The sequence below is a fragment of the Actinoplanes sp. NPDC019969 genome (assembly GCF_055562375.1).
Genome location: NZ_JBVHFK010000001.1, coordinates 350318 through 376353, shown reverse-complemented (window position 1 = coordinate 376353; position 26036 = coordinate 350318). Strand labels below are relative to the sequence as shown.

The following is a 26036-nucleotide window of genomic DNA, read 5'->3' as shown; positions in this document are numbered from 1 at the left end:
GAACCCGACGGCACGGCCCGGCAATATCCACGGCGAAGCTGCCCCGCCCGCACCGACCGGATCGAAGCCGATGACCCAGCCGACCCTGTTCGCCGAGGGCCCGCGCCCTCGCCGCCGTCCCCAGTCCGGCCCCCGGTTCACCCCACGGGAGCTGGCCCGCCTGCTGCGCCTGCCGGAGCCGACTCCCGAGCAGGAGGCGATCATCGCGGCTCCGGTGCAGCCGCTGCTCGTGGTCGCGGGCGCCGGCTCGGGCAAGACCGAGACGATGGCGTCCCGGGTGGTGTGGCTGGTCGCCAACGGGTACGCCCACCCCGGCGAGATCCTGGGCCTGACCTTCACCCGGAAGGCGGCAGGCGAGTTGTCCCACCGGGTCCGGACCCGTCTGGGCCAGCTCAGCCGCCGCCTGGGCCGGGACGACGCGCTCGCCGGGGAGCCGACGGTCTCGACCTATCACGCGTACGCCGCCCGGGTCGTCACCGAACACGGCTTGCGCGCCGGTTTCGAGCCGTCCGCCCGGCTGCTGACGGAGGCGGCCCGCTGGCAGATCGTCGATTCGCTGGTCCGGGTCTACACCGGTGAGATGACGGGGCTGAACCGGGCGCCCGGCACGGTGACGGACGATGTCCTGGCGCTGTCGGCGGAGATGTCGGAGCATCTGGTCGGCCCGGACGATCTGGCGGCGTGGACCGGCCGGTTCTTCGCCGACATCCAGGAGTTTCCCGGCCGGGTCTACAAGGACGTCGCGGAGATGCTGCGCCGCCAGCAGAACCGGCTGACCCTGCTGCCTCTGGTCCGCCTCTATGAGCAGCGCAAACTCGATCTGGAGGCGATGGACTTCGGGGATCAGATGGCTCGTGCCGCGCTGGTCGCCCGGGATCATCCGAAGGTGGGCGAGATCGAGCGTGGCCGTTTCCGGATCGTGCTGCTGGACGAGTACCAGGACACCAGCCACGCTCAGGTGACCATGCTGAACAACCTGTTCGGCGGCGGCCATCCGGTGACCGCGGTGGGTGACCCGTCCCAGTCGATCTACGGCTGGCGGGGCGCCTCGGCCGGCACTCTGGAGCGGTTCCCGAGCGAGTTCCGGGACGCGAACGGCCACGAGGCCTGGGTCCGGACGCTGAGCCGCAGCTGGCGCAACCGGCCGGAGATCCTCCGGGTGGCGAACACGATCTCCGCGCCGCTGCGGGCCCGCGCCCAGGTGACGAAACTGGAGGCGTCGTCGCGGACGGCCGAGGCGGTGGGCGGCCGGACGGTGGCGTGCGCGCTGTTGCCGACGTTCGCCGACGAGGCCGCCTGGATCGCCGATGCGATGGTGACGGCCTGGCGCCTGGTCGCCGGCATGCCGTCGGCCGATGCCGGCGAGATCCCCTTGGAGGGCCGCCCGACCAGCGCCGTCCTGGTCCGGGTGCGCAGCCAGATCCCGGTGATCGAGGAGGCGCTGCGGTCCCGTGGCCTGCCGGTCGAGGTGGTCGGCCTGGGCGGGCTGCTGGACACTCCGGAGGTCCGGGATGTGGTGTGCACGCTGCGGGTGCTGGCCGACCCGACCGACGGCGCCTCGCTGTTGCGGCTGCTCACCGGCGCCCGCTGGAGGATCGGCCCGCGGGATCTGGTGGCGCTGCACCGGCGGGCGCGGGCGATCGCGTCGGCCCGGGCGGCGGCCGCGGGCCGGTCCGGCGACGACCCGGAGCAGGTGAACGTGGATCGTCTCGACGACGCGACCCTGGTCGAGGCGATGGCGGACCTGGGTTCCCCGCAGCATTACTCACCGGACGGCCATCGGCGCCTCCTGACGTACGGGCGGGAGCTTGCGGCCCTGCGCCGCCGCCTGGACCAGTCGCTCCCGGATCTGCTCGCCGACATCGAGCGCACCATCGGCCTGGACGTCGAGGTGGCGGTGCGCGGCTGGGCGGCCGGTGACGCGGGGCTGGCCCGCGGCCATCTGGACGCGCTCGGTGAGGCCGCCACGCGGTACGTCACGGAGAACGAGACCGGCACGGTCGCCGGTTTCCTGGCGTTCCTGGCGGCGGCCGAGGAGGAGGAGCGCGGCCTCGAACCGGGCCAGGTCGATGTGGTCGAGGGCGCCGTCCAGATTCTGACCGCGCACGCCGCGAAGGGTCTGGAGTGGGACGTCGTCTCGGTCGCCGGCCTGTGCAAGGGCGTCTGGCCGGGTCTGGCCCGTTCCTCGGACCACTATCTCGGCGGGATCGGGGTGTTGCCGTTCCCGCTGCGTGGCGACTCGTCCGGGCTGCCTGATCTGGATCTCTCGGACGCCGTCGAGCAGAAGGACGTCGCGGGGGCGTTGTCCGCTTTCACGAAGGCCTGGCGGGAGCACGACGAACGTGAGGAGCGCCGCCTGGCCTACGTCGCGATGACCCGCCCGCGCCGGCTGCTGCTCTGCTCCGGCTACTGGTGGGGTGACGGGGTGAAGCGTCCGCGCGGCCCGTCGGTCTTCCTGGACGAGGTCCGCGCGGCGTGCGCCGACGGCGCCGGAGTGGTCACCGCCTGGACTCCGGAGCCGGCGCCCGGCGACACCAATCCGAGCGATCAGGTGGTGGCGACCGCGGAGTGGCCCGCCGACCCGCTCGGCCTGCGCCGTCCTGCGATGGCCGCCGCCGCGGACCTGATCCGCCGCATGATCGAGAACCCGGACGCCTCCGCCGCCGAGGCGTTCGCCGAACTCGCCGCCGCCGATCCCGAGATCGCCGCCCGCGCCGGCCTGGCGGCCGATCTGGTCGGCCTGGCTTCCCCCGGCGCCGATCCCTCCCCTTCCGCTTGGTCCACTTCCCCAACCCCTCTCGCGGTACGGGAAAACGACCCGCCCCACCCAATCCCAACCTCTCCCGCGGTGCGGGACGGCCGGTCCCGCCCAGCCACACCCTCCTCCGCATCCGGAACGGAGGAGGGGCCCACTGCTGATGAGGCGGGAACCGCTCCGCGTCAGTCGGGCCCATCGGCAGCACCCAGCGAGGTTTCGCAGCGCGGCGCGGCCGCCGGTGGCCCGGCCGGGCCGGGGAGTGCGGTGCGGGCGGAGCTGGTGGCCGCTGCCGAAGCGGCGGACCGGGCGGCCGCGGCCGAGGATCCGGACATCGCGCGCTGGCGGCGGGAGGCGACGCTGCTGCTCGCGGAGCAGGCGGAGCGGGTCCGGCGGGACGGCCCGATCGAGGTGGTGGTGCCGCCGCATCTGTCGGTGTCGCAGCTGGTGGTGTTGCGGAAGGACCCGCAGGCGCTGGCCCGTTCGCTGCGCCGGCCGTTGCCGCAGCGCCCGGCGCCGCAGGCCCGCCGGGGCACCGCGTTCCACGCGTGGCTGGAGCAGCGGTTCGGTGCGGTCCGCCTGATCGACATCGACGAGCTGCCCGGTGCGGCCGACGACGGCGCGTCGGAGGACGACGAGCTGGTGGCCCTGCAGGAGGCGTTCCTGACGGGCGAGTGGGCGGACCGGACCCCGGTGGAGGTCGAGGTCCCGTTCGCGACGACGGTGGCGGGGGTGGTGATCCGTGGGCGGATGGACGCTGTCTACGCCGACCCGGACGGCAGGTTCGACGTGATCGACTGGAAGACCGGCCGGCGGCCCGCGGGCGCGGAGGCGGAGGCCGCGGCGGTGCAGCTGTCCGCGTACCGGATCGCCTGGGCCTCGCTGGCCGGTGTGCCGGTCCGTAAGGTCCGGGCCGGTTTCCACTACGTCCGCGAGCAGGTCACGGTCCGTCCCGCTGACCTGATGGACGCCGCCGAGCTGGCCGCTCTGATCGAGGAGATCCCCACCGAGGGGTGAGACCCCGGCTGGTTCTCAGGGCTGTCCCGAGGGTGCTGAGACGGCCCTGCGGACCAGCCGGGGGTTGCGGCGGGTCAGAGGGCTGCGGAGAGGAGGTGGAGAAGAGCTGCGGCGTACGCGTCCTCGGCCGTGACCCCGGTGAACGTGTGGTCGAGGCCGAGCAGTTCCGTGCGTACCGAGAAGGTGTCGTGGTGGTGGTGCAGTGACCGGAACGTGCCGCCGAGCAGTTCCCGCAGCTGGTCCTCGCGGGGCAGCCACAGGGCCTCGTCCAGATCGACGTCGTCGAGGGCCCACTCCGTGGTGCCGTTGAAGCCGATGATCTGCCCTTCCGGCCGGTCGTGCACCTGGATCGTCATGTTGCTGAGTACGAACAGTTCGTCGTCCAGATCGCGGTCGGGCACGGCGAATCGATCGCCGAGCTGGGGCTTCCAGGTCAGTCCCGCGGCTTTGAGCTGCCGCGCCACTTGTACGCCGAGCACTTCCCGGCCTCCTTCACCGTGCTAGGCTTCGCCCGTTGTCAGTTTGGTTCCCAAGTACTCAGGAGCGCCTGTGGGGAAGTCTGCCCCAGGCGCTCTTTGTCGTAACCCGGTTTACTCCGGTACGGGCGATCAGTACGACAGCACGAGACTCGCAGAATGCGGGTCTTATTACCTCGTTCCCGTCCATAATGGTCGGGAGTGAACGATCGTCGAGGAGACGAGCATGGTTACCGGTGTTGTGAAGTGGTTCAACGCTGACAAGGGCTTCGGGTTCATCACCCCGGACGACGGCGGCGCCGACGTCTTCGCCCACTTTTCTGCGATCCAGATGTCCGGCTACCGGGCCCTGGAGGAGAACCAGCGGGTCGAGTTCGAGGTGACGCAGGGCCAGAAGGGCCCGCAGGCCGCGAACATCCAGGTCATCTGATTCGCGGCTGACTGTCGGCCGCGCTGACCGCTTGCGGTCGGGTGCGGCCAACGCCGCGTGAACGACATCGGCGCCGTGCCCTCCGGGGTACGGCGCCGATGCTGTAACGGCAGTTCGGTGTGTTGAGTTCGGCCGCTATACGCGCCCGAACTCGACACACGAGAAGTGGGTCAGATCGCTGTGGCGGTGCTGGGCGGCAGCGGCGCGGTGCCACCCAGGTGGGCGGGCAGCCACCAGGCGTCGTCCGGTCCGGCCGGCTTGTCGGGGTAGGCCCGCTGGACCGTGTCCAGCAGCGCGCTCAGCCGCACCTTCAGCGTCGCGGTGATCGCCTCGGGGGTGGCGTCCTCGGCCACCTCGATCGGCTCCCCGATCTTGATGATGACCGGCACGTGCCGCTTGGTGAGCTCCTTCTTGCGGCCCTTGGTCCAGAGCCGGTGCGGGCCCCAGACGGCCATCGGGATGAGCGGCACCCGGGCCTCCTGTGCCATCCGGGCCGCGCCCGATTTCAGGGCCTTGACGGTGAACGACTCGCTGATCGTCGCCTCCGGGAAGACGCCGACGATCTCACCGCTCTTCAGCGAGTCGATGGCGTGCTTGAAGGCGGCGGTGCCGGCCTTGCGGTCGACCGGGATGTGCCGCATGCCGCGCATCAGCGGGCCACTGACCTTGTGATCGAAGACCTGCTTCTTCGCCATGAACCGGACCAGCCGCTTGGCGGGCTGTGCGCCCAGGCCGCAGTAGATGAAGTCCAGGTAACTCGAGTGGTTGCTGGCCAGGACCGCCCCGCCGCTCGTGGGAATGTGCTCGGCGCCTTCAATGGTGATCTTGTTGTCGAGCACGCGGAACATCGTCTTGGCCAAGGCGACGACCGGGGGATACACCAGTTCCATGGCAGCACGGTAACCGAACTTCCTGGGAACGGCGCGGGTCGCGAGGGCGAATCCGGCGGGATCACCGGGTCTTGAGACGAGGCGGTCGTGGTGTTCACTGGTGGCATGTCCGAACCGAACCCGCAGAACTCCGCTTGGGCCCGGCCGGGTGGGGCGTGGTCGTCGGGCACGGTGACGGCGTACGGCGTACCCCCGCAGGCTCCGCAACCACCCGCGGCGCCCCCGCCGGATGGGCCACAGCGTCGCCGGCGGCAGTTGCTGATCTTCGGTGGGGTGGCCGGCGCGATCGTCGCGGCCGGGCTCGCCGTCCTGTTGTTCCTGATCGCCGGTGGTGACGGTGACCCGTTCGGATCGAAGGCCGAGCCCGCCGCCGACCTGCGCCCGCCGCTGGCCCGGGCCTGCCCGCCGCCCAGCGTGCTGCCGAGTCCCGCGGCGACCGCGCCGCCCGCCACCGGGGAGCGCACCGTCGATGAGGCCGCCGGCATCTCCTACCGCAAGTACGCCGCACCCTGGGTGACCTGGGACACGGTGTGGAACGCGGGAAGTCTCGAGGTGCCGTACCGGGTCGGCCAGCACTTCGTGAGCGAGGTCTACAGCGGCGGCGAGTACCACGCCTCCATCCTGTCCGCCGCGGTCCCGGCGACCGACAACGACGCCCTCACGCTGGATCTGGAGTGTGTCGGCCGGCAGGTGGCGGCGGACGTGCGCGCCGAGTACTACCCGCAGCCCAACCGGCTGCAGCCGATCCGCGACGAGCTCACCACGCTGGGCGGCCGGCCGGCCTGGGTGAGCGAGTTCCGGCTGTTCTTCCGCCAGACGGGACTGACCGCCACCGAGGAGTACTCCGCGGTGGCGGTCATCGACGTCGGCAAACCGACGGCAGCCGTGCTGTACGTGTCCATCCCCGGGACCCACAAGCAGTACGACTACGTCGTCAAGCAGGTCCTGGACTCGGTCCGGCCGATCTGACCCCCGAAAGCGTGTGGAGTTCGGCCGCCATGCGCGCCCGAACTCCACACACCGGAACTCAGCTGCCGGTCAGGCCCCAGCGCTTGCGCAGGGCGCCGTCGGCGGCGTTGAAGAACTGGTCGATCAGGATGCCGATGACCAGCACCACGATGATGTACGCCATCACGTCGACCGCGTCGCTCAGGTCGCGGGCGGTCTGCATCCGCACGCCGATCGAGACCGTGCCCGGCACGATGACCAGCAGCTCACCGGCCATCAGGCTGCGCCAGGAGAACGCCCAGCCCTGCTTGAGGCCGGAGACGAAGGACGGCAGCGAGGCCGGCAGGATCAGGTGGCGGTACTTCGCGATGCCTGTCATGCCCATCACCTGGCCGACCCGCAGCCAGGTCCGCGGCACGTAGTCGATGCCGCTGATCAGGCCGTTCGCCACCGACGGCGCGGCGCCGAGGACGACCACGAACATGATCGCCTCCTCGCCGAGCTGGAAGAGCAGGATGGCCAGCGGGAACCACATGATCGACGGCATGGTCTGCAGGCCGGTGATCAGCGAGCCGATCGCGGCGCGCAGCGGCTTGAACTGGGAGACCAGCGCGCCGATCAGGGTGCCGATCGCCACGGCCAGCGCGAAGCCGGTGATCGCCCGGACCATGGTCAGGCGTACGCCGTCCCAGAACCTGGGTTCGGTGGCCAGCTCGCCGAGCTTGGCGAAGACGTCGACGGGCGACGGGAAGACGTAGGCCGGCCGCCACTCGGAGAGGTAGACGAGCTGCCACGCCGCGACGACGATCGCGATGGCCAACAGCTTGGGCCAGGTGCTCGCCCAGATCCGCTTGCCGAGCGCGCCCTTGTCCTTCCGGGGACCGAGTTCGAGCGCGTCGAGGCCGCTGACCTCGTCGGCCTTCCGCTGTTCCACAACCTCAGTTGGCATGACGGGCGACCTCCGCGCGGAGCCGGTTGGTGATCTCGGCGGCCTGGCCGGAGACCTCGGGGGAGTCGATGCGCCGGGGCCGGGGGTGGTCGATCTTGAAGTCCTCGATCACCCGGCCGGGCCGGCTGCTCAGCAGGATCACCCGGTCGCCGAGGCGGACCGCCTCGCGGACGTTGTGGGTGACGAAGAGAACGGTGAGCTCCTGCTCGCGCCAGATCCGCTCCAGCTCGTCGTGCAGGATGTCGCGGGTCATCGCGTCGAGCGCGCCGAACGGCTCGTCCATCAGCAGGACGTCGGCGTTCTGGGCGAGCGCCCGGGCCAGCGCGACCCGCTGCCGCATGCCGCCGGACAGCTCGTGCGGCCGCTTGTCGCCGAACCCGCCTAGCCGGACGATCTCCAGCAGCTCCCGGGCCCGCTTCCGGCGGTCCGCGCGGCCCACGCCCTGGAGCTTCAGCGGCAGCTCGACGTTGCCGGAGACGGAGAGCCAGGGGAAGAGGGCGGCCTCCTGGAACATCAGCGCGACGTGCCGCCCGCCGATGTCCAGGGTGCCGCCGGTGATCTGGTCGAGGCCGGCCACCAGCGAGAGCAGCGTGCTCTTGCCGCAGCCGGAGGCGCCCAGGAGGCAGACGAACTCCCCCCTGTCGACCTCGAGCGAGACGTGGTCGAGGGCGAGCAGGGCATTGCTCCCCGAACCGTACTGCTTGCTGACGGCGTCGATCCGGACAACCGTGCTCATGCTCGCCCTCCCATCTGAGGAACTTCGGATCAGGCCGCGGCGTCGCTGACGGCCGGCAGGTTCTTGGCCTTCAGCAGCTCGTTCAGCAGCGTCAGGTCGTAGATGCCCTTCAGGTCGACCGGGTCGAGCAGGCCGACCTCCTCGGCGTGCTTCGCGCTGGTGTAGAGCGAGGACGCGATCGGGTCGTAGGTGAACTTCAGGTTCGCGAACGCGGCCTTGAGGATCTCGTCCTTCAGCGGCTTGCTGGTGAGCTCCTTGATCTGGTCGTTCGCGGCCTTCTGCGCGTCGGCGTCGTCGGCCTTGATGTACTCGACCGAGGCGATGTGGCCCTCGACGAGCTTCTTGACCGTGCCGGGGTACTCCTTGAGGAACTTCTGGCTGACGATCAGGTGCGTGGTCACGAACTCCTGGTTCGGCCACAGCGTCTTCTCGTCGACCAGGACCTTGGCCTTCTGCTCCAGGATCAGCTTGCTGTAGTTCGGCTCCGGGACCCACGCGCCGTCGATGGTGCCCTGGGTGAAGGCCTGGATCGCGGTCGCGTTGTCCTGCGGCAGGACCGAGACGTCGCCGCCGCCGCTGGTGTCGGCGTTGAGGCCGTTCTGCTTCAGCCAGGCGCGCAGGGCGACGTCCTGGGTGTTGCCCAGCTGCGGGGTGGCGATCTTCTTGCCCTTGAGGTCGGCCGGGCTGTTGATGCCCTCCTTGACCACCAGGCCGGCGCCGCCCGAGGTGCTGCCGGCGATGATCTTCAGCGCCTCGCCCTTGGACTTGGACCAGCCGTTGATCGCCGGGTTCGGGCCGATGTAGGTGGCGTCGATCGCACCGGAGAGCAGCGCCTCGATCGCGGCCGGGCCGGCGTTGAAGGTGGTCGGCTCGAACTTGGTGCCGCTGCCCAGCTTCTCCTCGAAGATCTTCTTGTTCACGCCGACCAGGGCCGGGGCGTGCGTGATGTTCGGGAAGTAGCCCAGCTTGAGGGTGGTGGCCTCGGGCGCGTTGCCGGCGGCGGCCTCGGCGGCGGTCTTCTCTTCTTCCTTGGAGCCGCAGGCGGCCATGGCGGTCGAGGCGACCAGGGCGGCCGTGGCGAGGGCGAGCGAACGTATGGTTCGGGAGCTCATGCTCACTCCTAATTCTTCTTCACTGAGATGGTGGAGAGTTCGGCCAGGGTCTTGTGGTCGACCACACCCTCGATGGCCGCCTCGACGGCGATCCACACGTCGTGCAGCGCCGTCGCCGCACCGTGATAGGTCGCCGTGGACGTGGGGAGCCCGCGCACGGTGGTGAGAGCGCCGCCGACGGCACGGACGACATCGCCGACGGTGATCTCCCCGGCCGGGCGGGCCAGGGCGTACCCGCCGTCCACACCGCGGTGGCTGTGCAGCAGCCCGGCGCGGCGGAGATCGAGCAGGATGCCCTGCAGAAAGCTGAGCGGGATGTCCTGGGCGGCCGCCAGACCAGCGGCTTTGACCAGGCGGGGGTGCTCCGCGGTGACCGCGAGCATCGCGCGTACGGCGTAGTCCGTGCGAGCCGAGACGTACATGACGCGCCCCCTTCCCGTGAATACTTCGGTTTCCCTATCTGTTGGATGGGAATACTGGACCATATAGGTTTGGTGCGTCAACCCGTGTCCCGCGGAGGGTGAGCCGACTTGCGGGCGGTTCAGCCCTCTTCGTCCCATGCGGTAGTGACCGGGATGACACCCGTCCGATTCGCGGCGGAAGATCGGGTACGGATATTGATGCATTTACTCGGCGTCGTCACTCGACTACCGAGACCAGTCCGCTAGATTCGTAACGTGGCGCCCAAAATCAAGATCCCCGCGACGAAATACCCGGTCGAGCGGTTCACTCTCGGCAACGGTCTGCGCGTGGTCCTGTCCCCGGATCGCAGCGCCCCCGTGGTCGGTGTGGCAGTCGTCTACGACGTCGGCATCCGCAGCGAACCGGAGGGCCGGACCGGCTTCGCCCACCTCTTCGAGCACCTGATGTTCCAGGGCTCGGAGAACCTGGAGAAACTGGCGCACTTCCGCCATGTGCAGGGCGCCGGCGGCAGCTTCAACGGCTCCACCCACCTGGACTACACCGACTACTACGAGGTGCTGCCCTCCGGCGGCCTGGAGCGCGCGCTCTTCCTCGAAGCGGACCGGATGCGCGGCCCCCGGCTCACCGAGGAGAACCTGCGCAACCAGGTCGACGTGGTCAAGGAGGAGATCCGGGTCAACGTGCTGAACCGGCCGTACGGCGGGTTCCCCTGGCTGAAACTGCCCCCGGTGATGTTCGGGACGTTCGCCAACGCGCACGACGGCTACGGATCCTTCGAGGACCTGGAGAGCGCCACCGTCGAGGACGCCCAGGGCTTCTTCGACAGGTACTACGCCTGCGGCAACGCGGTGCTCTCGGTCGCCGGCGACTTCGATGTGGCCGAGGCGACGGCGATGATCGAGCGGCACTTCGGGGACGTCCCGGCCCGGCCCGCCCCGGCGCTGCCGGACTTCGACGAGCCCGCGCTGACCAGCGAGCGCCGCGAGTCGTACACCGACCGCATCGCTCCTCTCCCGGCCGTGGCCGGCGCCTGGCGGGTGCCCGACCCGATCGGCGCGTTCGACGCCTACCTGCCGTTCGTGGTGCTGGCCGAGGTGCTCACCGACGGCGACGCCTCCCGGCTGGTCGAGCGGCTGGTCCAGCGGGACCGGACCGCCACCACGATGGGCGGCTACCTCGGTTTCATGGGCGACGAATACCTCGTACGGAATCCGACCGCCCTTCTTCTCCAGGCGCACCTGCCGCCGGGAGGTGACGCCGACAAGGTGCTGCGCACCATCGACGAGGAACTCGACCGGCTGGCCTCCGACGGCCTCAAGCCCGGTGAGCTGGACCGGACCCAGGCCCGGATGGCCACCCGCCTGCTCAACGGCACCGACGACGTCCTCGGCCGGGCCCAGCCGATGGCCGTCCTGGAGCTGCAGCGCGGCCGCCCCGATCTGCTCAACGACCTGCCCAAGCTGATCAGCGAGGTGAGCGCGGAGCAGGTCACCGCCGCCGCGGCCACCCTGCGGCCGGAGTGCCGCGCGAGCGTCGAGGTGATCCCGGGAGCCGGGGCATGATCAGTCGCGCCACCGTTTCGTCCCCGTCCGTGATCCCGGGAGGCCCCCAGTGACCAAGACCCTGCCGGACCTGATTCCGGACGCCGAGCTGCAGCTGCCCCGCGAGAGCGAGCGCACCCTCCCCAACGGGCTCACCGTGATCGCGATCCGCCGATCCGCGGTGCCGCTGGTCGAGGTGCGGCTGCGCATCCCGTTCGGGCAGGCCCCGCTCGCCGAGGCCACCCTGCTGTCCCAGGCCCTGTTCACCGGCACGAGCGGCATGTCGAGCATCGACCTCGCCGCCGGGCTGCAGGCCGTCGGTGGCAGCCTGGGCGCCGGCCTGGACCCGGACCGGCTGCTGATCAGCGGCAATGCGCTCGCCGACGGCCTGGACCGCACGCTCGAGCTGCTCGCCTCGGTGCTCACCGACGCGACCTACCCCGTCGAGGAGGTGTCCACCGAGCGGGAGCGGCTGACCGATCACATCCAGGTCGCGCTGAGCCAGCCGTCCCACCTGGCCCGGGTGGCGCTGCTCAAACGGATGTACGGCGCCCACCCGTACGCGGTGCAGACGCCCGAGCCCGCCCAGGTCCGCGCCGTCGACCCGGAGCCGCTGCGCGAGCTGCACGCCGCCCGGGTCCGCCCGTCCGGCGCGACCCTGGTGCTGGTCGGCGACATCGACCCGGACCAGGCCATCGACACCGCGGAGAAGATCCTCGGCGGCTGGACCGGCAGCGCCCCGGACGGCAGCATCCCGGCCACGCCGGAGCTCACCCCCGGCCCGCTGCTGCTGGTCGACCGGCCCGGCTCGGTGCAGTCCTCACTGCGGATCGCGCTGCCCGCGCTGACCCGCACCGACCCCGACTACGCCGCGCTCAGCCTGGCCAACCTGGTCTTCGGCGGTTACTTCTCGTCCCGCTGGACCGAGAACATCCGGGAGGACAAGGGCTACACCTACGGGTCGTACTCGTCGATCGAGCACTTCGTCGCCGGTTCCGCGCTGCTCGCCGCCGCCGAGGTGGCCACCGAGGTGACCGGCCCGTCGCTGCTGGAGACCCGGTACGAGCTCGGCCGGATCGCCAGCCTCCCGCCCGGCGAGGAGGAGCTGGAGCAGGCCCGGCGGTACGCCCTCGGCACCCTGCGCCTGGGCATGTCGACCCAGGGTGGCCTGGCCGGCCTGGCCAGCATGTACGCGGGTTTCGGCCTGCGCCTGAGCCATCTGCGCGAGCACTCGGCCGCCCTCTCCGCGGCCACCCGGGAGCAGGTCGCCGCCGCGGCCGCGAAGTACCTCGCCCCGTCCCGTGCGGTGACCGTGGTGCTCGGCGACGCGGAGAAGATCGAGTCCCAGCTCTCCGCCCTCACCACCGTGGAGCGCGACGCAGCGTGACCAGCAACGTTCCACCACTCGCCCGGACGACTCTCGACCGGGCCGCCGAGCACCGCAAGGACGCCGCCTGGCTGGCCGCGGCCTGGGACCGCGGCCTGGTCCTGGTCGTCGACGTGGCCAAGGGGGGCCGGGCCCTGGTCCAGGACTGTCCCGACGGCAGCACCGCCCTGATCCTGGTGCCGTCGTCGGACGTCCCGGAGGACGCCGAGCGCTGGTTCCTCGGCATCGACCCGGAATCCGGCCCGATCTGGAGCGTCGACGCCCCGCTCACCGAGGGCGAGGGCGTCCGGCCGGCCGCTCTGCGGGAGGTCGGGCACCTGCTCGACGCCCGCGACACCGGTCTGCTGACCACCGCGGTGGCGCTCGGCAACTGGCACCGGACCCACCGGTTCTCGCCGCGGACCGGGAAGCCGACCGTCACCGTCGAGGCCGGGTGGGCCCGGGTCGACGAGGACGGCGCGATGATGTGGCCGCGGACCGACCCGGCGATGATCATCCTGGTTCACGACGGGGTGCCCGGGCCGTCCGGGCGCTGCCTGCTCGGGCACAACGCGACCTGGCCGGCCAGCCCGGACGGGACGCGGCGGTACTCCTGCCTGGCCGGGTTCGTCGAGGCCGGCGAGTCGGCGGAGGCGGCCGTCGCCCGGGAGGTCCACGAGGAGGTGGGGATCGGTCTCGCCGAGATCCGCTACGAGGGCAGCCAGGCGTGGCCGTACCCCGGCTCCCTGATGTTGGGTTTCCACGGCATCGCCGACCCCGCGCACCCGCTGCGCCTCGATCCGGAGGAGATCGACGAGGCGCACTGGTTCACCCGTGAGGAGATCGCCAAGATGGCCGCCGGCGGCCGTCCGAGGACCCTGCCGATGCGGTCCTCGATCGCGTTCTACCTGATCGAGAAGTGGCTCCTCGAAGATTCAGAAACTTTTTCCGGTTAGGGAGCAACCAATCCGAGGGGTCATCGCGTCTTCCTTGCAAAGACGAGAGGGGTACCTGATGACTCAGGTGGAGGCGCCGTCCTGGACGCCGATGTCCGCGGAGGAGCGGGAGGCGTTCGAGCGCGACGGTTACATCGTCGTGCCGTCGGTGCTGAATGAAAGCGAGATCGAGGCCGGCCGGTCCGCGATCCTGGGGTACTACGAGAAGGCCAAGGCCGAGGGCAAGCTGAGCGCGACCGGTGCCCTGCACCAGCTGTCGCCGATCGCCCACGTGCCGGAGCTGGCGTTCCTGATCGACCACCCCAAGGCTTTCAAGTACATCTGGTCGCTGCTCGGGTGGAACCTGCACATCTACCACTCGCACATCGACGTGCACCCGAAGCTGCACGAGCAGCAGAAGGAGTTCTGGCACTGGCACCAGGACGGTGGCCGGCAGAACCGGGAGATCGAGACCGACCCGCGGCCGATGCTGTCGGTCAAGCTGGCGTACTGGTTCTCCGACGTGAGCGAGACCGGCCGGGGCAACTTCACCGTTCTGCCCGGCAGCCACAAGACCAACTGGCTGCCCGGCCCGCCGAACCGGAGCACCCCGTGGCCGCAGCCCGAGGGCGCCGTCCAGATCACCGCCAACGCGGGTGACCTGGTCGTCTTCGACCGCCGCATCTGGCACGCCCGGTCCGACAACTACTCCGACTTCACCCGTGTCGGCGCGTTCTTCGGCTACACCCCGCGCTGGATCGCCATGCGCGACGAGAACGCGGACCTGCCGAACACGGCGGCCTGGGCGGGCCTCAACGACGTGCAGAAGCAGCTGCTCGGCGGCTTCGGAAACGGTGACGGCGACCACCAGTGGGGCCACTACCCGGAGACCACGCCGCTCTACGGGGCGCTCAAGGAGCGGGGCCTGCTCGACTCGAGCATCCCGGCGCTGATTCCGTAGGTTTCGCTGAAAAGGGAGGGCCGTGACGGCCCTCCCTTTTCGGATCACGCCGCGATGGCGGCCAGGTGCTGCTTCACCTGAACGATGGACGGGTTGGTCAGCGCCGAGCCGTCCGAGAACTTCAGGGTCGGGACCGTCTGGTTGCCGCCGTTCACGCTGCGCACGAACGCGGCCGACGTCTCGTCCTGCTCGATGTCCACCACCTCGTAGGCGATGCCCTCACGGTCGAGCTGCGACTTGAGGCGGTGGCAGTACCCACACCAGGACGTCGAGTACATGGTCAGCATCGGTCAGGGCTCCTTCGATCCAGGTCACACGGCGGTGCGGCTGACAAGCACAACACCCTCCCGGGGTGTCATGATTCCCTACCGTGCGGACTGAAGCGGTGCTGGACGGGCTGGACCCTGACCAGCGTACGGCGGTGACAGCACCGGCCGGGCCGGTCTGCATCCTCGCCGGCGCGGGAACCGGCAAGACCCGGGCGATCACCCACCGGATCGCGTACCGGACGCTCTCCGGCGAGATCAGCCCACGGCACGTGCTCGCTGTCACGTTCACCGCGCGGGCCGCCGCCGAGATGCGCAGCCGGCTCACCGAGCTGGGCGCCGGCGGGGTGCAGGCCCGCACGTTCCACGCCGCCGCGCTACGGCAGGTGCGCTACTTCGCGCCGCGGCTGCTCGAGGGCCGGCAGATGCCGGAACTGATGGAGAGCAAGGTACGGGTGGTCGGCCTGGCCGCCGCGAAGGTCGGGGTGCGCGCCGACCGTACCGCTGCCCGTGACCTCGCCGGTGAGATCGAGTGGGCCAAGTCGTCCCTGGTCGAGCCGGGGGAGTACGTGGTGGCCGCGGCCAAGGCGCTGCGCGAGCCGCCGTACGAGCCGGCCCGGGTGGCCGAGGTCTTCGCCGCCTACGAGCAGCTCAAACGCCGGCAGGGCGTGATCGACTTCGAGGACATGCTGCGTGCCGCGGTCTGGGGCATCGAGGAGCACCCGGACGTCGCCGACCAGATCCGCGCCCAGTACCGGCACTTCGTCGTCGACGAGTACCAGGACGTCAACCCGCTCCAGCAGCGGCTGCTCGACGCCTGGCTCGGCGACCGGGACGACGTGACGGTGGTCGGCGACGCCAGCCAGACGATCTACTCGTTCACCGGGGCCACCTCGGCGTACCTCATCGACTTCCCCCGGCAGCGCCGCGGCGCGGTGGTGGTCCGCCTGGTCCGCGACTACCGGTCGACACCGCAGGTGGTCGGGCTCGCCAACGCGGTCATCCAGCAGGCCCGCGGCACCGAGGCGAAACTGCGGCTGGAACTGGTCGGGCAGCGGCCGTCCGGCCCCGAGCCGGAACTCAAGATCTTCCCGGACGAGCCGGGGGAGGCGGCCGCCGTGGCGCGGCGGTGCCGGGAGCTGATCGCCGCCGGCACGCCGGCGTCCGAGATCGCGGTGCTCTTCCGGACCAATGCGCAGTCCGAGTCGTACGAGGAGGCGCTCGCCGCCGCCGAGGTCCCGTACGTGGTCCGCGGCGCCGAACGGTTCTTCGAACGTGCCGAGGTGCGGCGGGCGATGGTCGCGCTGCGGGCCGCCGTCCGGTCCATCCCCGGCGAGACCCCCCTGGTCCAGGCGGTCGTGGAAGGTCTCGCCGCGACCGGGTGGAACCGGCATCAGCCGCCGCCCGGCGGCGCCGCCCGGGAACAGTGGGAGGCGCTGGCCGCGCTGGTCACCCTCGCCGAGGAGTACGCCGCCACCCCCGAGATCCTGCCGATCGGCGAGGGCGGGCGGCTGCAGCGGGAGATCTCCCTCGCCGCCTTCAACGACGAACTGGCCCGGCGTGCCGAGCAGCAGCACGCGCCGACGGTCGCCGGGGTGACCCTGGCCTCGCTGCACTCGGCCAAGGGCCTGGAGTGGGACGCCGTCTTCCTGGTCGGTCTCGCCGACGGGACACTGCCGACGACGTACGCGAAGACGGCAGAGCAGTTGGAGGAGGAGCGCCGGCTGCTCTACGTGGGGGTGACCCGGGCCCGGCAGGTGCTGTGGCTGTCGTACGGGCAGTCCCGGGCGCCCGGTGGGCGTACCCGCCGCCCCTGCCGTTTCCTTCCGCAACTCTCCCGCGGCGGCCCGGCCGCCGGCAGCTCGGAAGCACGTGCCGCCGACCACAGTCGTAAACCCGACCGCCGCCGTCCCCCGGTGTCCTCCTGCCGGATCTGCGGCGTCACCCTGCTGGCCGGCACCGACCGTAAACTGGGCCGCTGCGCCACCTGTCCGTCCGATCTCGACGAGGAACTCCACGAGCGGCTGCTGGCGTGGCGCGCGAACACCGCCGCGGCTCTCAAAATCCCTGCTTACGTGGTACTCACCGATGCGACGGTGGTCGCCGTGGCGGAGCGCCGCCCGACCACTCCCGCGCAGTTGCTGGCGATCGCCGGGATCGGCGCCCGGAAACTGGGCCAGTACGGCGAGGCGGTCTTCGCTCTGGTGGCCGGAGCAAGCCCGGAAGATCTCGAGTCAAAAAACTTCGGAAACTAGTCCGTTAATTCGTTTGCCCTCCCCTGTAGGGCAGGCATAGCCTCAGAACACACCTCAGCGAGGGGCAACTTTCGCTGGGAACCGACCACGAGTGCAAGGTTATGGAGGAGGTGGCAACGATGGGGATCAAGATGACGCTGACGATTTCGTCGATGCTGCCGACTGCTGCCTGGCCTCAGTCTGTCTCGCTGCCCGCCACCGCCGCTCTGCCGGCGTCGCTGGTCGCTGAGCAGATGCGGTCCGAGCTGGTCTGCGCCCTGCCGCTCGCGGCAGTGGTCGTCCCGGCTCCGCAGGAGCACCAGGTCCCGGCCCAGGCCGAGACGGGCAAAACGGCCCTGGTGCGCAACACCGGAAACAACGGGACCACTGGCTTCAAGGGCAGCAACCTCACCATCTCCAGCAAGCGGCGTTACGCGGATGGTGGCAGCGGTGCCCCGCCTCGAGGAAGGCCGGTCTGACAACAGACCACCGGCTCACCTCGAGGCCGCGGAACCCGATTACCGGGATCCGCGGCCTCAAATTTTTTGCCGGCAAACCCGCCGGTGCACCACCCGAACTGCGATCCAGAAGATCGAGAAAAGAGAGAGGTGACCGGGCTTTATGAGTCTGGCGCTGGCCCCGATCGACATGAACGTCGACCTCGAGGCAAACCTGCCCTGCCGGAAGTTCGACCCCGACCTGTGGTTCTCCGACTCCCCGGCCCAGCTGGAACTGGCCAAGTCGCTCTGCGGGGACTGCCCGCTGCGCGCCGAGTGCCTGGCCGGTGCGGTCGACCGTGCGGAGCCCTGGGGTGTCTGGGGTGGAGAGATCTTCGAGCGTGGCGCCGTGGTTCCGCGCAAGCGGCCCCGTGGACGTCCGCGCAAGGTGGACGTCGCCCGTGACGCCGAGCTGGCCGTCGAGGTCGAGGAGCGTCTCGCCGCGAACGGTCTCGACACCCGCAACTCGGTCCGCCTCGCGGCCTGAGATCTGCACCCCTCCCCACATCCGAGATCGACTTCCGAAAGCCGAGAACTGACATGAACTCCAATGGAGCCCCGAAGATGAGACTCATCCAAGAAGCGTTGTCCAGAGCCCGAATGCGTCGGCCTCAGAGTGACCGTGCACCTGAGGCTTTCCGCTCCGCTCGCCGTATCAGCATGGACGCCCACAACCGGGCTTCCCGCGACCTCGGCCTCGGACTCTGACGAACGATGAATCAACGAACGGCCCGCCCGCTTCCGCGGCGGGCCGTTCCCTTTTCACCTCAGTTGTACGGGGCACCCGGACTCAGTTGAGGCTTCGGTCGACTGAAGTCGCAATAGACGGTCACCATCGTCCTGTCGAGTTCCGCGGTGACCGGGATATCGGTCTGCGTCATGGTCGCCCGCTGGCCGGTGTGCGTTCCGGGTTCACACGCGGCGAGGGGTGGCGAATTGTCCAGGCTTCCGCCGACTACGCGCTCATCTCTGTCCCGGAACACCAGCGAGACACCCCGGGAGTCGAGCTCGCCGCAGTTCTCGTTGACGATGGTGAAGAACACTTCGCCTGTACCGTCGCCTGCGCGTTTGTTCTCGCCCTGTGCCACGGTGGCAGCGACCCGGCCGAGCCCGGTGGAGCCATCACCCTGCTCCAGCCAGCCGGTGGTCCGCAGGGTGACCTTGATCGAGTCGACGGAGGCGTCAGTGCCGGCCTGGAGCACGTTCGAGTTGCCGACCGCGACGGTGGCGCCCGGCGCGATCAGCGGAACCACCTGGGTCCGTAGCAGTTGGTTGTCTTCCCTGATCACCGTGCGTCCCGCCGCGTTCACAGCGTCCACGGTGACCAGAGTGCGGTAGGCGACCCGAGCGGTGTCGTTGCGTAGCACCACACCGATGCTGACCTTCGAATCATCGGATGCGATCGTTGTGAATCCCTGCTCCACGACCCGGATACCGGCGGATTCCCCGGCCGGTCCGCCCTCGGAGGGTGAGAGGAGACGGCAGGCGCTCGGTTCGCTCACCGGGTTGTCGGACGAGCTCGTCCGGCAGCCACCGACACCGGCCACCGCGAGAACCACGGCCACGGCGGCTGTCCACCATGCCTTGCGATGCATCTACCGAGCTCCCTTCAGCCGTAGATGGCGTTCTTCAACTGGGCGATCTTCTGGTACTGGTCCTGGATCAGCTCCGCTGCAGCGTGCGCGACACCCACGACGAACTCGTGCTCGGGAAGCGCGTCGACGGTCCCCGGCTGGATGGACACGGTCCAGTCGCGCATCCCCTCCGCGGCGATGACAATCCGGCCGTCCGGGCTGGATCCGGTCGCTACCAACTTTTCGCGAGCCTCCCGATACCTGAAGTCCCGCGGGCTGATCGGTGGTGACTCCGAGGTGACCAGTTCGCCGCTGTGCCGGCTGAAGATCCGCCAGTACTCGCGCATGCGGGCGACCCAGAGCAGCGTCGCGAGCGACTTCAGTTTCCGCTCGAGAACCGGCTCGCGGCACTCGTCGTACCAGCCACGGGCGAAGTTCAGCGTGATGCCGTCGCTGCCGTGCAACTCCGCGCTCATCTCCTGGTGCGGCGTGGTGACCCGGACCCGCATCGCGCGTAGCTGCTCGCCGAGACTCACGGGTGCTCACCCAGCCCGAGTTTCGTGGTGAGATCGGCTCGGCTCACGTCGGCCAGCGCGGGCCGTACCGGCTCGAAGAGCAACTTGCCTTTCGCCAGCGAGTCCGCAGCGGTGGTCATGGCGTCGGCGATTTCGCGTTCCTTCCGGTTCACCTCTTCCGCCAGCTTTTTCAGTGCGTCCCGGATCTGGTCCAGCAGTCCGTCCACCGACTGGGCGTCGAATCGCATCCGTGGAGGGTCTTCCTTGGGAATATCGCCGATGGCTGCGGCGGTCGCACCGACGAAGGTCAGCGCCACCGGAGCCGCGAGCCCCACCGTCGGTGCCGCTACCGCCGCAGCGCCGACCGCGAAGATGGAGGCGACGACTGTCAGAGCGAAAGTCTGCTCCTTGGGGCTGCACTCGTTGACGACCTCCAGTGCATCGATGCCTTTGTGCGCGATTTCGTCGACGTTGTTACGGCACTCCTGCCAGAGAGCCCGCTCGGCCTCGACGGCACCGGCCATGATGGAGAGCAGGCTGAACTGGTTCGCGGCAACGGCCGGCCAGGGTTCGATGAACAACGCCTTGAAGTTCTCCGCTGCGTTGCCCTGCCATGTGTCCATGATCGTGGACACCCGTTCCATCTTGTTCATCACCGGATCGACGCGGATGATCCGGCCGTGTACCGGATCCGAGATGCTGCCGGCCCCGGTCGCGATCATCTCCGACGCCCCGAAGAGCTGCTCGTACATCGAGGCGAGCCCGGAAGGTTCGGGCATGTGGAGGAACGGGTCGAACATCGCGGCGGTGCCGGCGTACTTCGCCTTGGCATTCTCGAGAACCTGGTCGACGCGAGGTTCACCGGGAATGCCGCCTCGCCCACTGACGAATCGTGTGCCGAAGAGATTCTGTTTCAGGGACTCCTCGGCGGCCAGTGCCTCGATGCGGGCCGAGTGCTCCTGTAATTGTTCGTAGGTCATCGCGGTCGGCCCGCTTCCGTCGCGTCCTCGATCCGGGAACGCTCCGCCTCGAAGGCCTCGGCATTCTCTTGGTCGCTTCCGGCGTACAGTCCGGCGGCCGTGATCAGCACGTCGCCGGTGGCATTCATGTTTTCCGAGGTCGCTTGGAGGGTCCGGACGAAATCGTCGGCGAGCTTCTGCCAGGCGTCCCGGAATGGGCCGTAGGGGCCACCGAGCATCGGGTCCCGCCCCAGCCCGGACAACCTCGGCTCGGCCTGCATGATCGTGGACACGACATTCCGATAGTGCGCGGCCAACGGCTTGAGCTGCTGCTCACCCGCCTGCCAGAGCTTCACACAGTCGGCAACGAGTACTTTGTCGGCGCTCGCCATGTCCTGTCCCCCCGCCGCGGTGGAGCCGAGTGCTCCTTGACAGGGGATACACCGGTGGCACGGGGACGGTTCAGCGGAGCCGGATGGATCAGGAGACCGGGGCGAAGCCCGGCAGCCACTTCTCCAGGATCTCCCGATACGCGGCCTCGGCCTCCAGCTGGGAAAGCACCCCGATCGATCCCAACGTCACCCGGTGGATCAGCAGGTAGGAGGGGGGCAGGTTGAGGCGCCGGCTGAGCTGGTACGCCGGGCCGCGCGGGTTCGTCAGGCGCATCGCCTCGCTGCGGATCCACTCCCGGGTGAAGCGGAACCGGTCCACCGCCACCGGCTCGATCATCGGGAGCAGGAAGTCCAGGAGCGCCTGCGCGTCGAGGTCGTCGGTCTTCTTGACGAAGCCCTCCTCGTGCAGCCCGTCGACGACAGCCTGCGCCTCGCCGGCCAGGGCCAGCCGGACCAGACGGCCGATCGGTTCCGGGTGGCCCTCCGGAAGGCGGGCGACGGCGCCGAAATCGATCACACCGAGCCGGCCGTCGGGCAGGATCCGGAAGTTGCCCGGATGCGGGTCGGCGTGCAGCAGACCGGCGCGGGCCGGGGCGGAGAAGTGCAGAACGGCCATCAGCCGGCCGGCCTCGTCGCGTTCTTCCTTGGTGCCGTCGGCGATCACCCGGGACAGCGGGGTGCCGTCGACCCACTCGGTGACGAGGACCCGTGGCGCGGCGGCCACCACCCGGGGCACGAAGATCTCCGGGTCGTCGGCGAAGGCGGTGGCGAAGGCCCGTTGCGCCTCCGCCTCCATCTCGTAGTCCAGCTCCTCGGTGATCCGCTCCCGCAGTTCGGTGAGCAGCGGTTTCATGTCGATGCCGGGCTGGATGACCTTGAACATGCCGGCCAGCCGGGACAGCTGTTTCAGGTCGGCGATCAGCGCGTCGCCGGCGCCGGGGTACTGCACCTTCACGGCGACGGTGAGCAGTTTCGGTTTCGCGTTACGGCGCGCGGGCGGCAGTTTCCAGACGGCCCGGTGCACCTGACCGATGCTGGCGGCGGCGGCCGGGCTGTCGTCGAACTCGGCGAACAGGTCCCGCCAGTCCGGGCCGAGCTGCTCGGCGAGCGCCTTGTGCACGTTGGCCACCGGCATCGGCGGGGCGGCCTCCTGCAGTTTCGTCAGGGCCTGGCGGTACGGCCCGGCCATCTCGTCGGGCAGCGCCGCTTCGAAGACGGACAGCGCCTGTCCGAATTTCATCGCCCCGCCCTTGAGCTGCCCCAGCACGCTGAAGAGCTGGTCGGCGGTGCGCTGCTGGATGTCGGCGGAGATGACGTCGGAGGCGATGCCCACGGCCCGTTTGCCGAGCCCGAGCGCGGCACGGCCGGCGAAACCGAGGGGGAGGGCGGCGAGCTTGGCCGTCCGGGAAACGGCACGGCGCGGTATGTCCGTCACCAGATCATTGTTACCGACCGGAGCCCTTCACCCGGCCCGTCGCGGGGTGGTTTGGTGGTTATGCGGTGAAGGTCCGGTGAAGGTTGGCCCCCGACGGCGCCGATGACACCCGCAACCGGGGTGCGGCGGCCAGGTCCGCCGCCGGAACCGGCCCGGTGCGGAGATCTCCACGGCGGCGCCGAGGGTCTCCGGGGCGGCGCCGTCCAGGAACATCAGCGCCTCACCGGCCGCGTAGGCGGTGGCCGCCAGCAGCACGGCGACCGTGGACGGCTCGGGCGCGCCCGGGGGCGCCGAGACCGGGCCGCCGGACCAGCCCTCGTCACGTTCCCGCCGGTGCAGGTCGAGACAGTTGAGACAGGGCGCGCCGGCGGCGGTCACCAGCGGCCCGATCACGGCGACGCCGTCGCGGACGGCGACGGCCAGGTGCGGCTGCCGCCGGGAGGCGTGCCCGGCGGCCACGAGAGCCGCGGGTTCGTCGTGGGCGAGCTGGACGACCAGGGACGCGGGGGTACGGCGTACCGGATGCACCGCCGTGCCCGGGGCGGCCCGCAGGATGGCCGCCTCGGCGGCGCTCCGGCGCGGGGTGCCGACGTCGGACGGGACGAACGGGGATCCGGTCAGCTCGGCCGGGCCGACGACACCGGACAGGTCGGGATGGACGTGACCCACACCGGCCTCCGCCAGAGCGACCGCGATGGTGGCGCCGAGCCGGCCGCGGCCGCTGACCACCACGCGGGCGGCCAGCCGTTGCCGGAGGATCCGTGCGGGGGAGGGGTCCCGGGTCTGGCCGGGGCGGCCGGCCGATCCCAGGGCCAGTGCCGCGGCCTCGCCGGTGAGCCGGTGCCGGGCCGCAGCCGGGAGCGCGGCGGGCAGCAGCGATCCGGCGGGCAGCACCAGGCCCGCCTCGCGCAGCAGCTCGATCAGGGCGTGCGCGTCGCCGGCGGGGACGCCCAGCTCGGCGGCGCGGGCCAGGATCAGGCGTTCCGGACTGCCGCCGTCGAGAAGGTCGAGCACCCCGGCGGCGCGTGGATCCGGTAGCTGGAGCAGCACGGCGTGGGCAGGGTCCAGCCCGATCTGCAGCTCGCCGGGGTTTCGCCAGAAGCGCGGCAACCCCGGGATAAGGGTCGGGCGGGGCAGCGGTGTCCGGTTCATGGGTGACAGGGTGTCACTGCAAAGCTGCGGAGCGATGATGTTATCCACAGCCCCGGACGGCCCTGCCGTGAGTTGTCCACAGCTTCGGGCTAGTTATCCACAGGGCGCGTGATGCTCCTGTTGACTCAACGTGTCGGAGTGAACACGGTTACGGCTCGGCCACCGGGGAGGACGCCAGCGGCAGTCCTCCCCGGTACGTGATCATGCCTTGGCCTTGCCCAGGATCCGGTTCATCGTCGTACCGCAGACCGGGCACTTGCCCTTGGCCATGTTCATCCCGGTCTTGGAGACCGCCACTTCGCCCTGGAAGTCGCGCTTCTCCTTGCACTTCACGCAGTAGCCGTTGTACGTATTGTCGGCCACGGTTCCTCCTCATCGTGTCGTCGGCCGCCCGGCCCGTTGCCTTGTTCGCGGCGGCGGCGCGAACCTGTGTGCGGCGCTGGACCGCTTCGCGACCACGCGGATGTGGCCACCTGTCCGGGGCGGTCACTTACCCAGGTCAGGCCGGTTCCATGTCAGCGCGGTGTCGGCGGTGTCGCCGACGACGTGAGTGTGCCGGTACTACGTACCCTTTTTGGCCAGTTTTGCCGAGACACGCCGACGATTCCCATCGTAAAGGCACAAAACGGACATGCGAGGCGGCTGGATGGCTGAGTCGATGATGGTCTAGGTTGACGGCTGTCACCGATGTTGCCGGTGGGGAAAATTTTTTCGGGTATATGCGGGCGAAGTTCTCATATTCCGCGACCGTCATTGTCCGTACTCTTGCGGTAACCGGGGTGTGGCGGATTAGCGTCTCAACGTGAACCCGAATCTGGGCCACGCGAGCCGGTAATGGCCCGCGTGCGCAAGCCTGTCGTGGAAGTGCGGCGCAGCCAGCGCCGGCGACGGACGGTGTCCGCCTATCGCGACGGCGAGCGAGTCGTGGTGCTCATCCCGGACCGCTTCTCCCGCGCGGAGGAGACGGAGTGGGTGGAGCGCATGCTCGCCCGCCTGGAAGCTCGCGAGGAACGGCTCCGGTGCACCGACGCCGACCTGCTGGCCCGTGCCCACCGCCTGACCAGCCGCTACCTGGCCGACCACGCCGACCGGGTCGCCCCGGCAAGCGTGCGCTGGGTCACCAACCAGAACGGGCGCTGGGGTTCCTGCACCCCCGACGACGCGACGATCCGCATCTCCCACCGCATCCAGGAGATGCCCGACTGGGTCATCGACTACGTCCTCCTGCACGAACTCGCCCACCTCGTCGTCCCCAGCCACAACACCCGCTTCTGGGACCTGGTCAACCGCTTCCCCAAGGCCGAACGCGCCCGCGGCTACCTGGAGGGCGTCTCCGCCGCCGGCACCCTGGTGATGGCCGACTGACCCCGCGGCTCACCCTCTGCGATTTTCTTTCCCGGTACGCTCGTCGCGCTCCGCCCAGCGAAAGAGGCGTCGTCACGAACCGTGGCAAACGCCCAAGCACCGCCGCCGCCCGCGCCCACTGATCTGCGCCCAGCGAGAACTCCGCCCGGCTGGCCCTCAGTGCTGTCTCCACCACCCTGACAGCCAGCCGGGACCCTCGGCTGGTCGTGGTGGCTGTCTCGACCAGCCCGAGCCAGCCATGAGAGCCAGCCGGGACCGCGTGGCTGGTTGTGGTGGCTGTGTCGACCGGCTCGAGGCAGCTATGGGGGCCATCTGGGATCGGTGGGCTGGTTGTGGTGGCTGTCTCGGGTGGCTGGAGACAGCCGTGAGAGCCAGCTGAGGAAGATCGGTGGGGGAGGCCGGACGGGGGGTGGATAGGCTGGGCTGGTGACGCGGCGCGTGGTGGTGGCGATGCTGGTGCCGGTGCTGTGGAGCCCGCCCGGGGTGGAGCTCGGCGCGTGGCGGGCGGCGATGGCCGAGGACGTGGTCGACCTGCTGGCCCGCCTGGCTCAGGCCGAGGCCGCGATCGCTGCCACGCCGGCGGACCGGTCGCTGGCTGAGGAGATCGCCTGGCCGGGCATGCGGATCTACGAGGTGCCGGCCCCGACCGTGTCGCCGGTGCTGCGGGCGGCTGCCGCGGACGGTTTCGACCAGGCCGCCGTCATCGCCGCGGATGCGCCGGACGTGCCCGGTATGACGCTGGGCAAGCTGCTGCGCCCTCTGGAGAGCAAAGCCGTCGCGGTGGCCCCGGCGTCTCCCGGGACGGGCCTGTTCGGCGTCGCCACCGGGTTGCCCGCTCCCGCATGGCTGATCGACCACGACCTGGACAGCGCGTCCGCGCAGGCGCTGCGCCGGACGGCTCCGGCCCCCGGCGACGTCACCTCGACCCCGTCGTGGCGGCGCCTGCGCACCCCCGCCGACCTGGCGACCCTGGACGTGGCCCTGGACGGCTGGGAGAACACCCGCGCCATCCTCGGCGGCTGAGGCCCGCCACAGGGGCGACCCATGGGTGATACACCACCACGGCGCGGAGGCCGCGCCGACGAGCGCGGGTGACCGGCGAACCTCC

At 70.2% G+C, this 26036-nt stretch carries 25 protein-coding genes and 1 pseudogene; 12 read left to right on the top strand and 14 right to left on the bottom strand.

Annotation, left to right across the window (positions count from 1 at the left end; genetic code table 11):
* Positions 1-70 precede the first annotated feature (70 nt).
* Positions 71-3772: an ATP-dependent helicase gene (locus ACZ3II_RS01710; RefSeq protein ID WP_465515696.1), complete on the top strand. Its 3702-nt coding sequence runs from the start codon at positions 71-73 to the stop codon at positions 3770-3772.
* Between the two features lie 74 nt (positions 3773-3846).
* Here the strand turns inward: ACZ3II_RS01710 and ACZ3II_RS01705 are convergent, their stop codons facing one another.
* Entirely contained in the window at positions 3847-4251 is a 405-nt protein-coding gene (locus ACZ3II_RS01705; RefSeq protein WP_465515695.1) for a pilus assembly protein CpaE, read from the bottom strand.
* A 223-nt stretch (positions 4252-4474) separates the two neighbouring features.
* Between ACZ3II_RS01705 and cspE the strand changes: the two genes are divergently transcribed.
* Entirely contained in the window at positions 4475-4678 is a 204-nt protein-coding gene (gene cspE, locus ACZ3II_RS01700; protein ID WP_043533476.1) for a transcription antiterminator/RNA stability regulator CspE, read from the top strand.
* Positions 4679-4848: 170 nt separating this feature from the next.
* Here cspE and ACZ3II_RS01695 read toward each other — a convergent pair whose 3' ends face one another.
* Entirely contained in the window at positions 4849-5568 is a 720-nt protein-coding gene (locus ACZ3II_RS01695; protein ID WP_465515694.1) for a lysophospholipid acyltransferase family protein, read from the bottom strand.
* Positions 5569-5673: 105 nt separating this feature from the next.
* On the opposite strand from ACZ3II_RS01695, the gene ACZ3II_RS01690 reads away from it, so the two are divergent.
* Entirely contained in the window at positions 5674-6537 is an 864-nt protein-coding gene (locus ACZ3II_RS01690) for a hypothetical protein (protein WP_465515693.1), read from the top strand.
* 58 nt (positions 6538-6595) lie between these two features.
* On the opposite strand, the gene ACZ3II_RS01685 is transcribed toward ACZ3II_RS01690, so the two are convergent.
* From ACZ3II_RS01685 to ACZ3II_RS01670, 4 genes are read right to left on the bottom strand one after another with little or no spacing between them, the layout of a single operon-like run.
* The gene (locus tag ACZ3II_RS01685) at positions 6596-7465 is read right to left on the bottom strand and encodes an ABC transporter permease (RefSeq protein WP_465515692.1); all 870 of its coding nucleotides are present in this window, start codon (positions 7463-7465) and stop codon (positions 6596-6598) included.
* Positions 7455-8201, bottom strand: coding sequence for an ABC transporter ATP-binding protein (locus ACZ3II_RS01680; protein WP_465515691.1), 747 nt, complete (start codon positions 8199-8201; stop codon positions 7455-7457). The genes ACZ3II_RS01685 and ACZ3II_RS01680 overlap by 11 nt, the downstream gene beginning before the upstream one ends.
* A gap of 29 nt (positions 8202-8230) precedes the next feature.
* The gene (locus ACZ3II_RS01675; RefSeq protein ID WP_465515690.1) at positions 8231-9313 is read right to left on the bottom strand and encodes an ABC transporter substrate-binding protein; all 1083 of its coding nucleotides are present in this window, start codon (positions 9311-9313) and stop codon (positions 8231-8233) included.
* Between the two features lie 8 nt (positions 9314-9321).
* Positions 9322-9735, bottom strand: coding sequence for an RrF2 family transcriptional regulator (locus tag ACZ3II_RS01670; RefSeq protein WP_465515689.1), 414 nt, complete (start codon positions 9733-9735; stop codon positions 9322-9324).
* Between the two features lie 255 nt (positions 9736-9990).
* Here ACZ3II_RS01670 and ACZ3II_RS01665 point away from each other — a divergent pair, with 255 nt between their 5' ends.
* Genes ACZ3II_RS01665 through ACZ3II_RS01650 form a run of 4 tightly spaced genes read left to right on the top strand, consistent with a single transcriptional unit; the run spans position 9991 to position 14539 of the window.
* On the top strand, positions 9991-11298 hold the full coding sequence (locus ACZ3II_RS01665; protein ID WP_465515688.1) for a M16 family metallopeptidase: 1308 nt from the start codon (positions 9991-9993) through the stop codon (positions 11296-11298).
* A 49-nt stretch (positions 11299-11347) separates the two neighbouring features.
* Positions 11348-12664, top strand: coding sequence for a M16 family metallopeptidase (locus ACZ3II_RS01660; protein ID WP_465515687.1), 1317 nt, complete (start codon positions 11348-11350; stop codon positions 12662-12664).
* Positions 12661-13599 (top strand): NAD(+) diphosphatase, encoded by a 939-nt coding sequence (gene nudC / locus ACZ3II_RS01655; RefSeq protein ID WP_465515686.1) that lies wholly within the window; start codon positions 12661-12663, stop codon positions 13597-13599. Before ACZ3II_RS01660 ends, nudC begins: the two co-directional genes overlap by 4 nt.
* Before the next feature lie 58 nt (positions 13600-13657).
* Positions 13658-14539 carry a phytanoyl-CoA dioxygenase family protein gene (locus tag ACZ3II_RS01650; protein WP_465515685.1) on the top strand — a complete coding sequence of 294 codons (882 nt, stop codon included), beginning with the start codon at positions 13658-13660 and terminating at the stop codon, positions 14537-14539.
* A 44-nt stretch (positions 14540-14583) separates the two neighbouring features.
* Here ACZ3II_RS01650 and ACZ3II_RS01645 read toward each other — a convergent pair whose 3' ends face one another.
* Positions 14584-14826 (bottom strand): mycoredoxin, encoded by a 243-nt coding sequence (locus tag ACZ3II_RS01645; protein ID WP_043533484.1) that lies wholly within the window; start codon positions 14824-14826, stop codon positions 14584-14586.
* Between the two features lie 83 nt (positions 14827-14909).
* Between ACZ3II_RS01645 and ACZ3II_RS01640 the strand changes: the two are divergent.
* The 3 genes and pseudogenes from ACZ3II_RS01640 to ACZ3II_RS01630 all read left to right on the top strand — a co-directional run bounded on the left by ACZ3II_RS01640 (position 14910) and on the right by ACZ3II_RS01630 (position 18023).
* Positions 14910-17100: pseudogene (locus ACZ3II_RS01640) on the top strand (ATP-dependent DNA helicase UvrD2).
* Between the two features lie 79 nt (positions 17101-17179).
* On the top strand, positions 17180-17518 hold the full coding sequence (locus ACZ3II_RS01635) for a hypothetical protein (protein ID WP_465515684.1): 339 nt from the start codon (positions 17180-17182) through the stop codon (positions 17516-17518).
* Positions 17519-17660: 142 nt separating this feature from the next.
* The gene (locus ACZ3II_RS01630) at positions 17661-18023 is read left to right on the top strand and encodes a WhiB family transcriptional regulator (protein WP_465515683.1); all 363 of its coding nucleotides are present in this window, start codon (positions 17661-17663) and stop codon (positions 18021-18023) included.
* Positions 18024-18303: 280 nt separating this feature from the next.
* Here ACZ3II_RS01630 and ACZ3II_RS01625 read toward each other — a convergent pair whose 3' ends face one another.
* The 7 genes from ACZ3II_RS01625 to ACZ3II_RS01595 form a co-directional block, all read right to left on the bottom strand.
* Complete coding sequence (locus tag ACZ3II_RS01625; RefSeq protein ID WP_465515682.1) at positions 18304-19131, bottom strand: hypothetical protein; 828 nt, start codon at positions 19129-19131, stop codon at positions 18304-18306.
* A gap of 14 nt (positions 19132-19145) precedes the next feature.
* Positions 19146-19646 carry a hypothetical protein gene (locus ACZ3II_RS01620; RefSeq protein ID WP_465515681.1) on the bottom strand — a complete coding sequence of 167 codons (501 nt, stop codon included), beginning with the start codon at positions 19644-19646 and terminating at the stop codon, positions 19146-19148.
* Positions 19643-20605: a hypothetical protein gene (locus ACZ3II_RS01615; RefSeq protein WP_465515680.1), complete on the bottom strand. Its 963-nt coding sequence runs from the start codon at positions 20603-20605 to the stop codon at positions 19643-19645. The genes ACZ3II_RS01620 and ACZ3II_RS01615 overlap by 4 nt, the downstream gene beginning before the upstream one ends.
* Positions 20602-20976 (bottom strand): hypothetical protein, encoded by a 375-nt coding sequence (locus tag ACZ3II_RS01610; RefSeq protein ID WP_465515679.1) that lies wholly within the window; start codon positions 20974-20976, stop codon positions 20602-20604. Before ACZ3II_RS01610 ends, ACZ3II_RS01615 begins: the two co-directional genes overlap by 4 nt.
* Positions 20977-21064: 88 nt before the next feature.
* A complete protein-coding gene (locus ACZ3II_RS01605) occupies positions 21065-22411 on the bottom strand; it encodes an ABC1 kinase family protein (protein ID WP_465515678.1) in 1347 nt (448 codons plus the stop codon).
* 27 nt (positions 22412-22438) lie between these two features.
* Positions 22439-23563 carry a hypothetical protein gene (locus tag ACZ3II_RS01600; protein WP_465515677.1) on the bottom strand — a complete coding sequence of 375 codons (1125 nt, stop codon included), beginning with the start codon at positions 23561-23563 and terminating at the stop codon, positions 22439-22441.
* A gap of 201 nt (positions 23564-23764) precedes the next feature.
* Entirely contained in the window at positions 23765-23926 is a 162-nt protein-coding gene (locus tag ACZ3II_RS01595; RefSeq protein ID WP_170153756.1) for a DUF5679 domain-containing protein, read from the bottom strand.
* A 471-nt stretch (positions 23927-24397) separates the two neighbouring features.
* On the opposite strand from ACZ3II_RS01595, the gene ACZ3II_RS01590 reads away from it, so the two are divergent.
* Both ACZ3II_RS01590 and ACZ3II_RS01585 read left to right on the top strand, forming a co-directional pair.
* On the top strand, positions 24398-24928 hold the full coding sequence (locus ACZ3II_RS01590) for a M48 metallopeptidase family protein (RefSeq protein WP_465515676.1): 531 nt from the start codon (positions 24398-24400) through the stop codon (positions 24926-24928).
* A 426-nt stretch (positions 24929-25354) separates the two neighbouring features.
* Positions 25355-25951: a hypothetical protein gene (locus tag ACZ3II_RS01585; protein ID WP_465515675.1), complete on the top strand. Its 597-nt coding sequence runs from the start codon at positions 25355-25357 to the stop codon at positions 25949-25951.
* Positions 25952-26036: the final 85 nt, after the last annotated feature.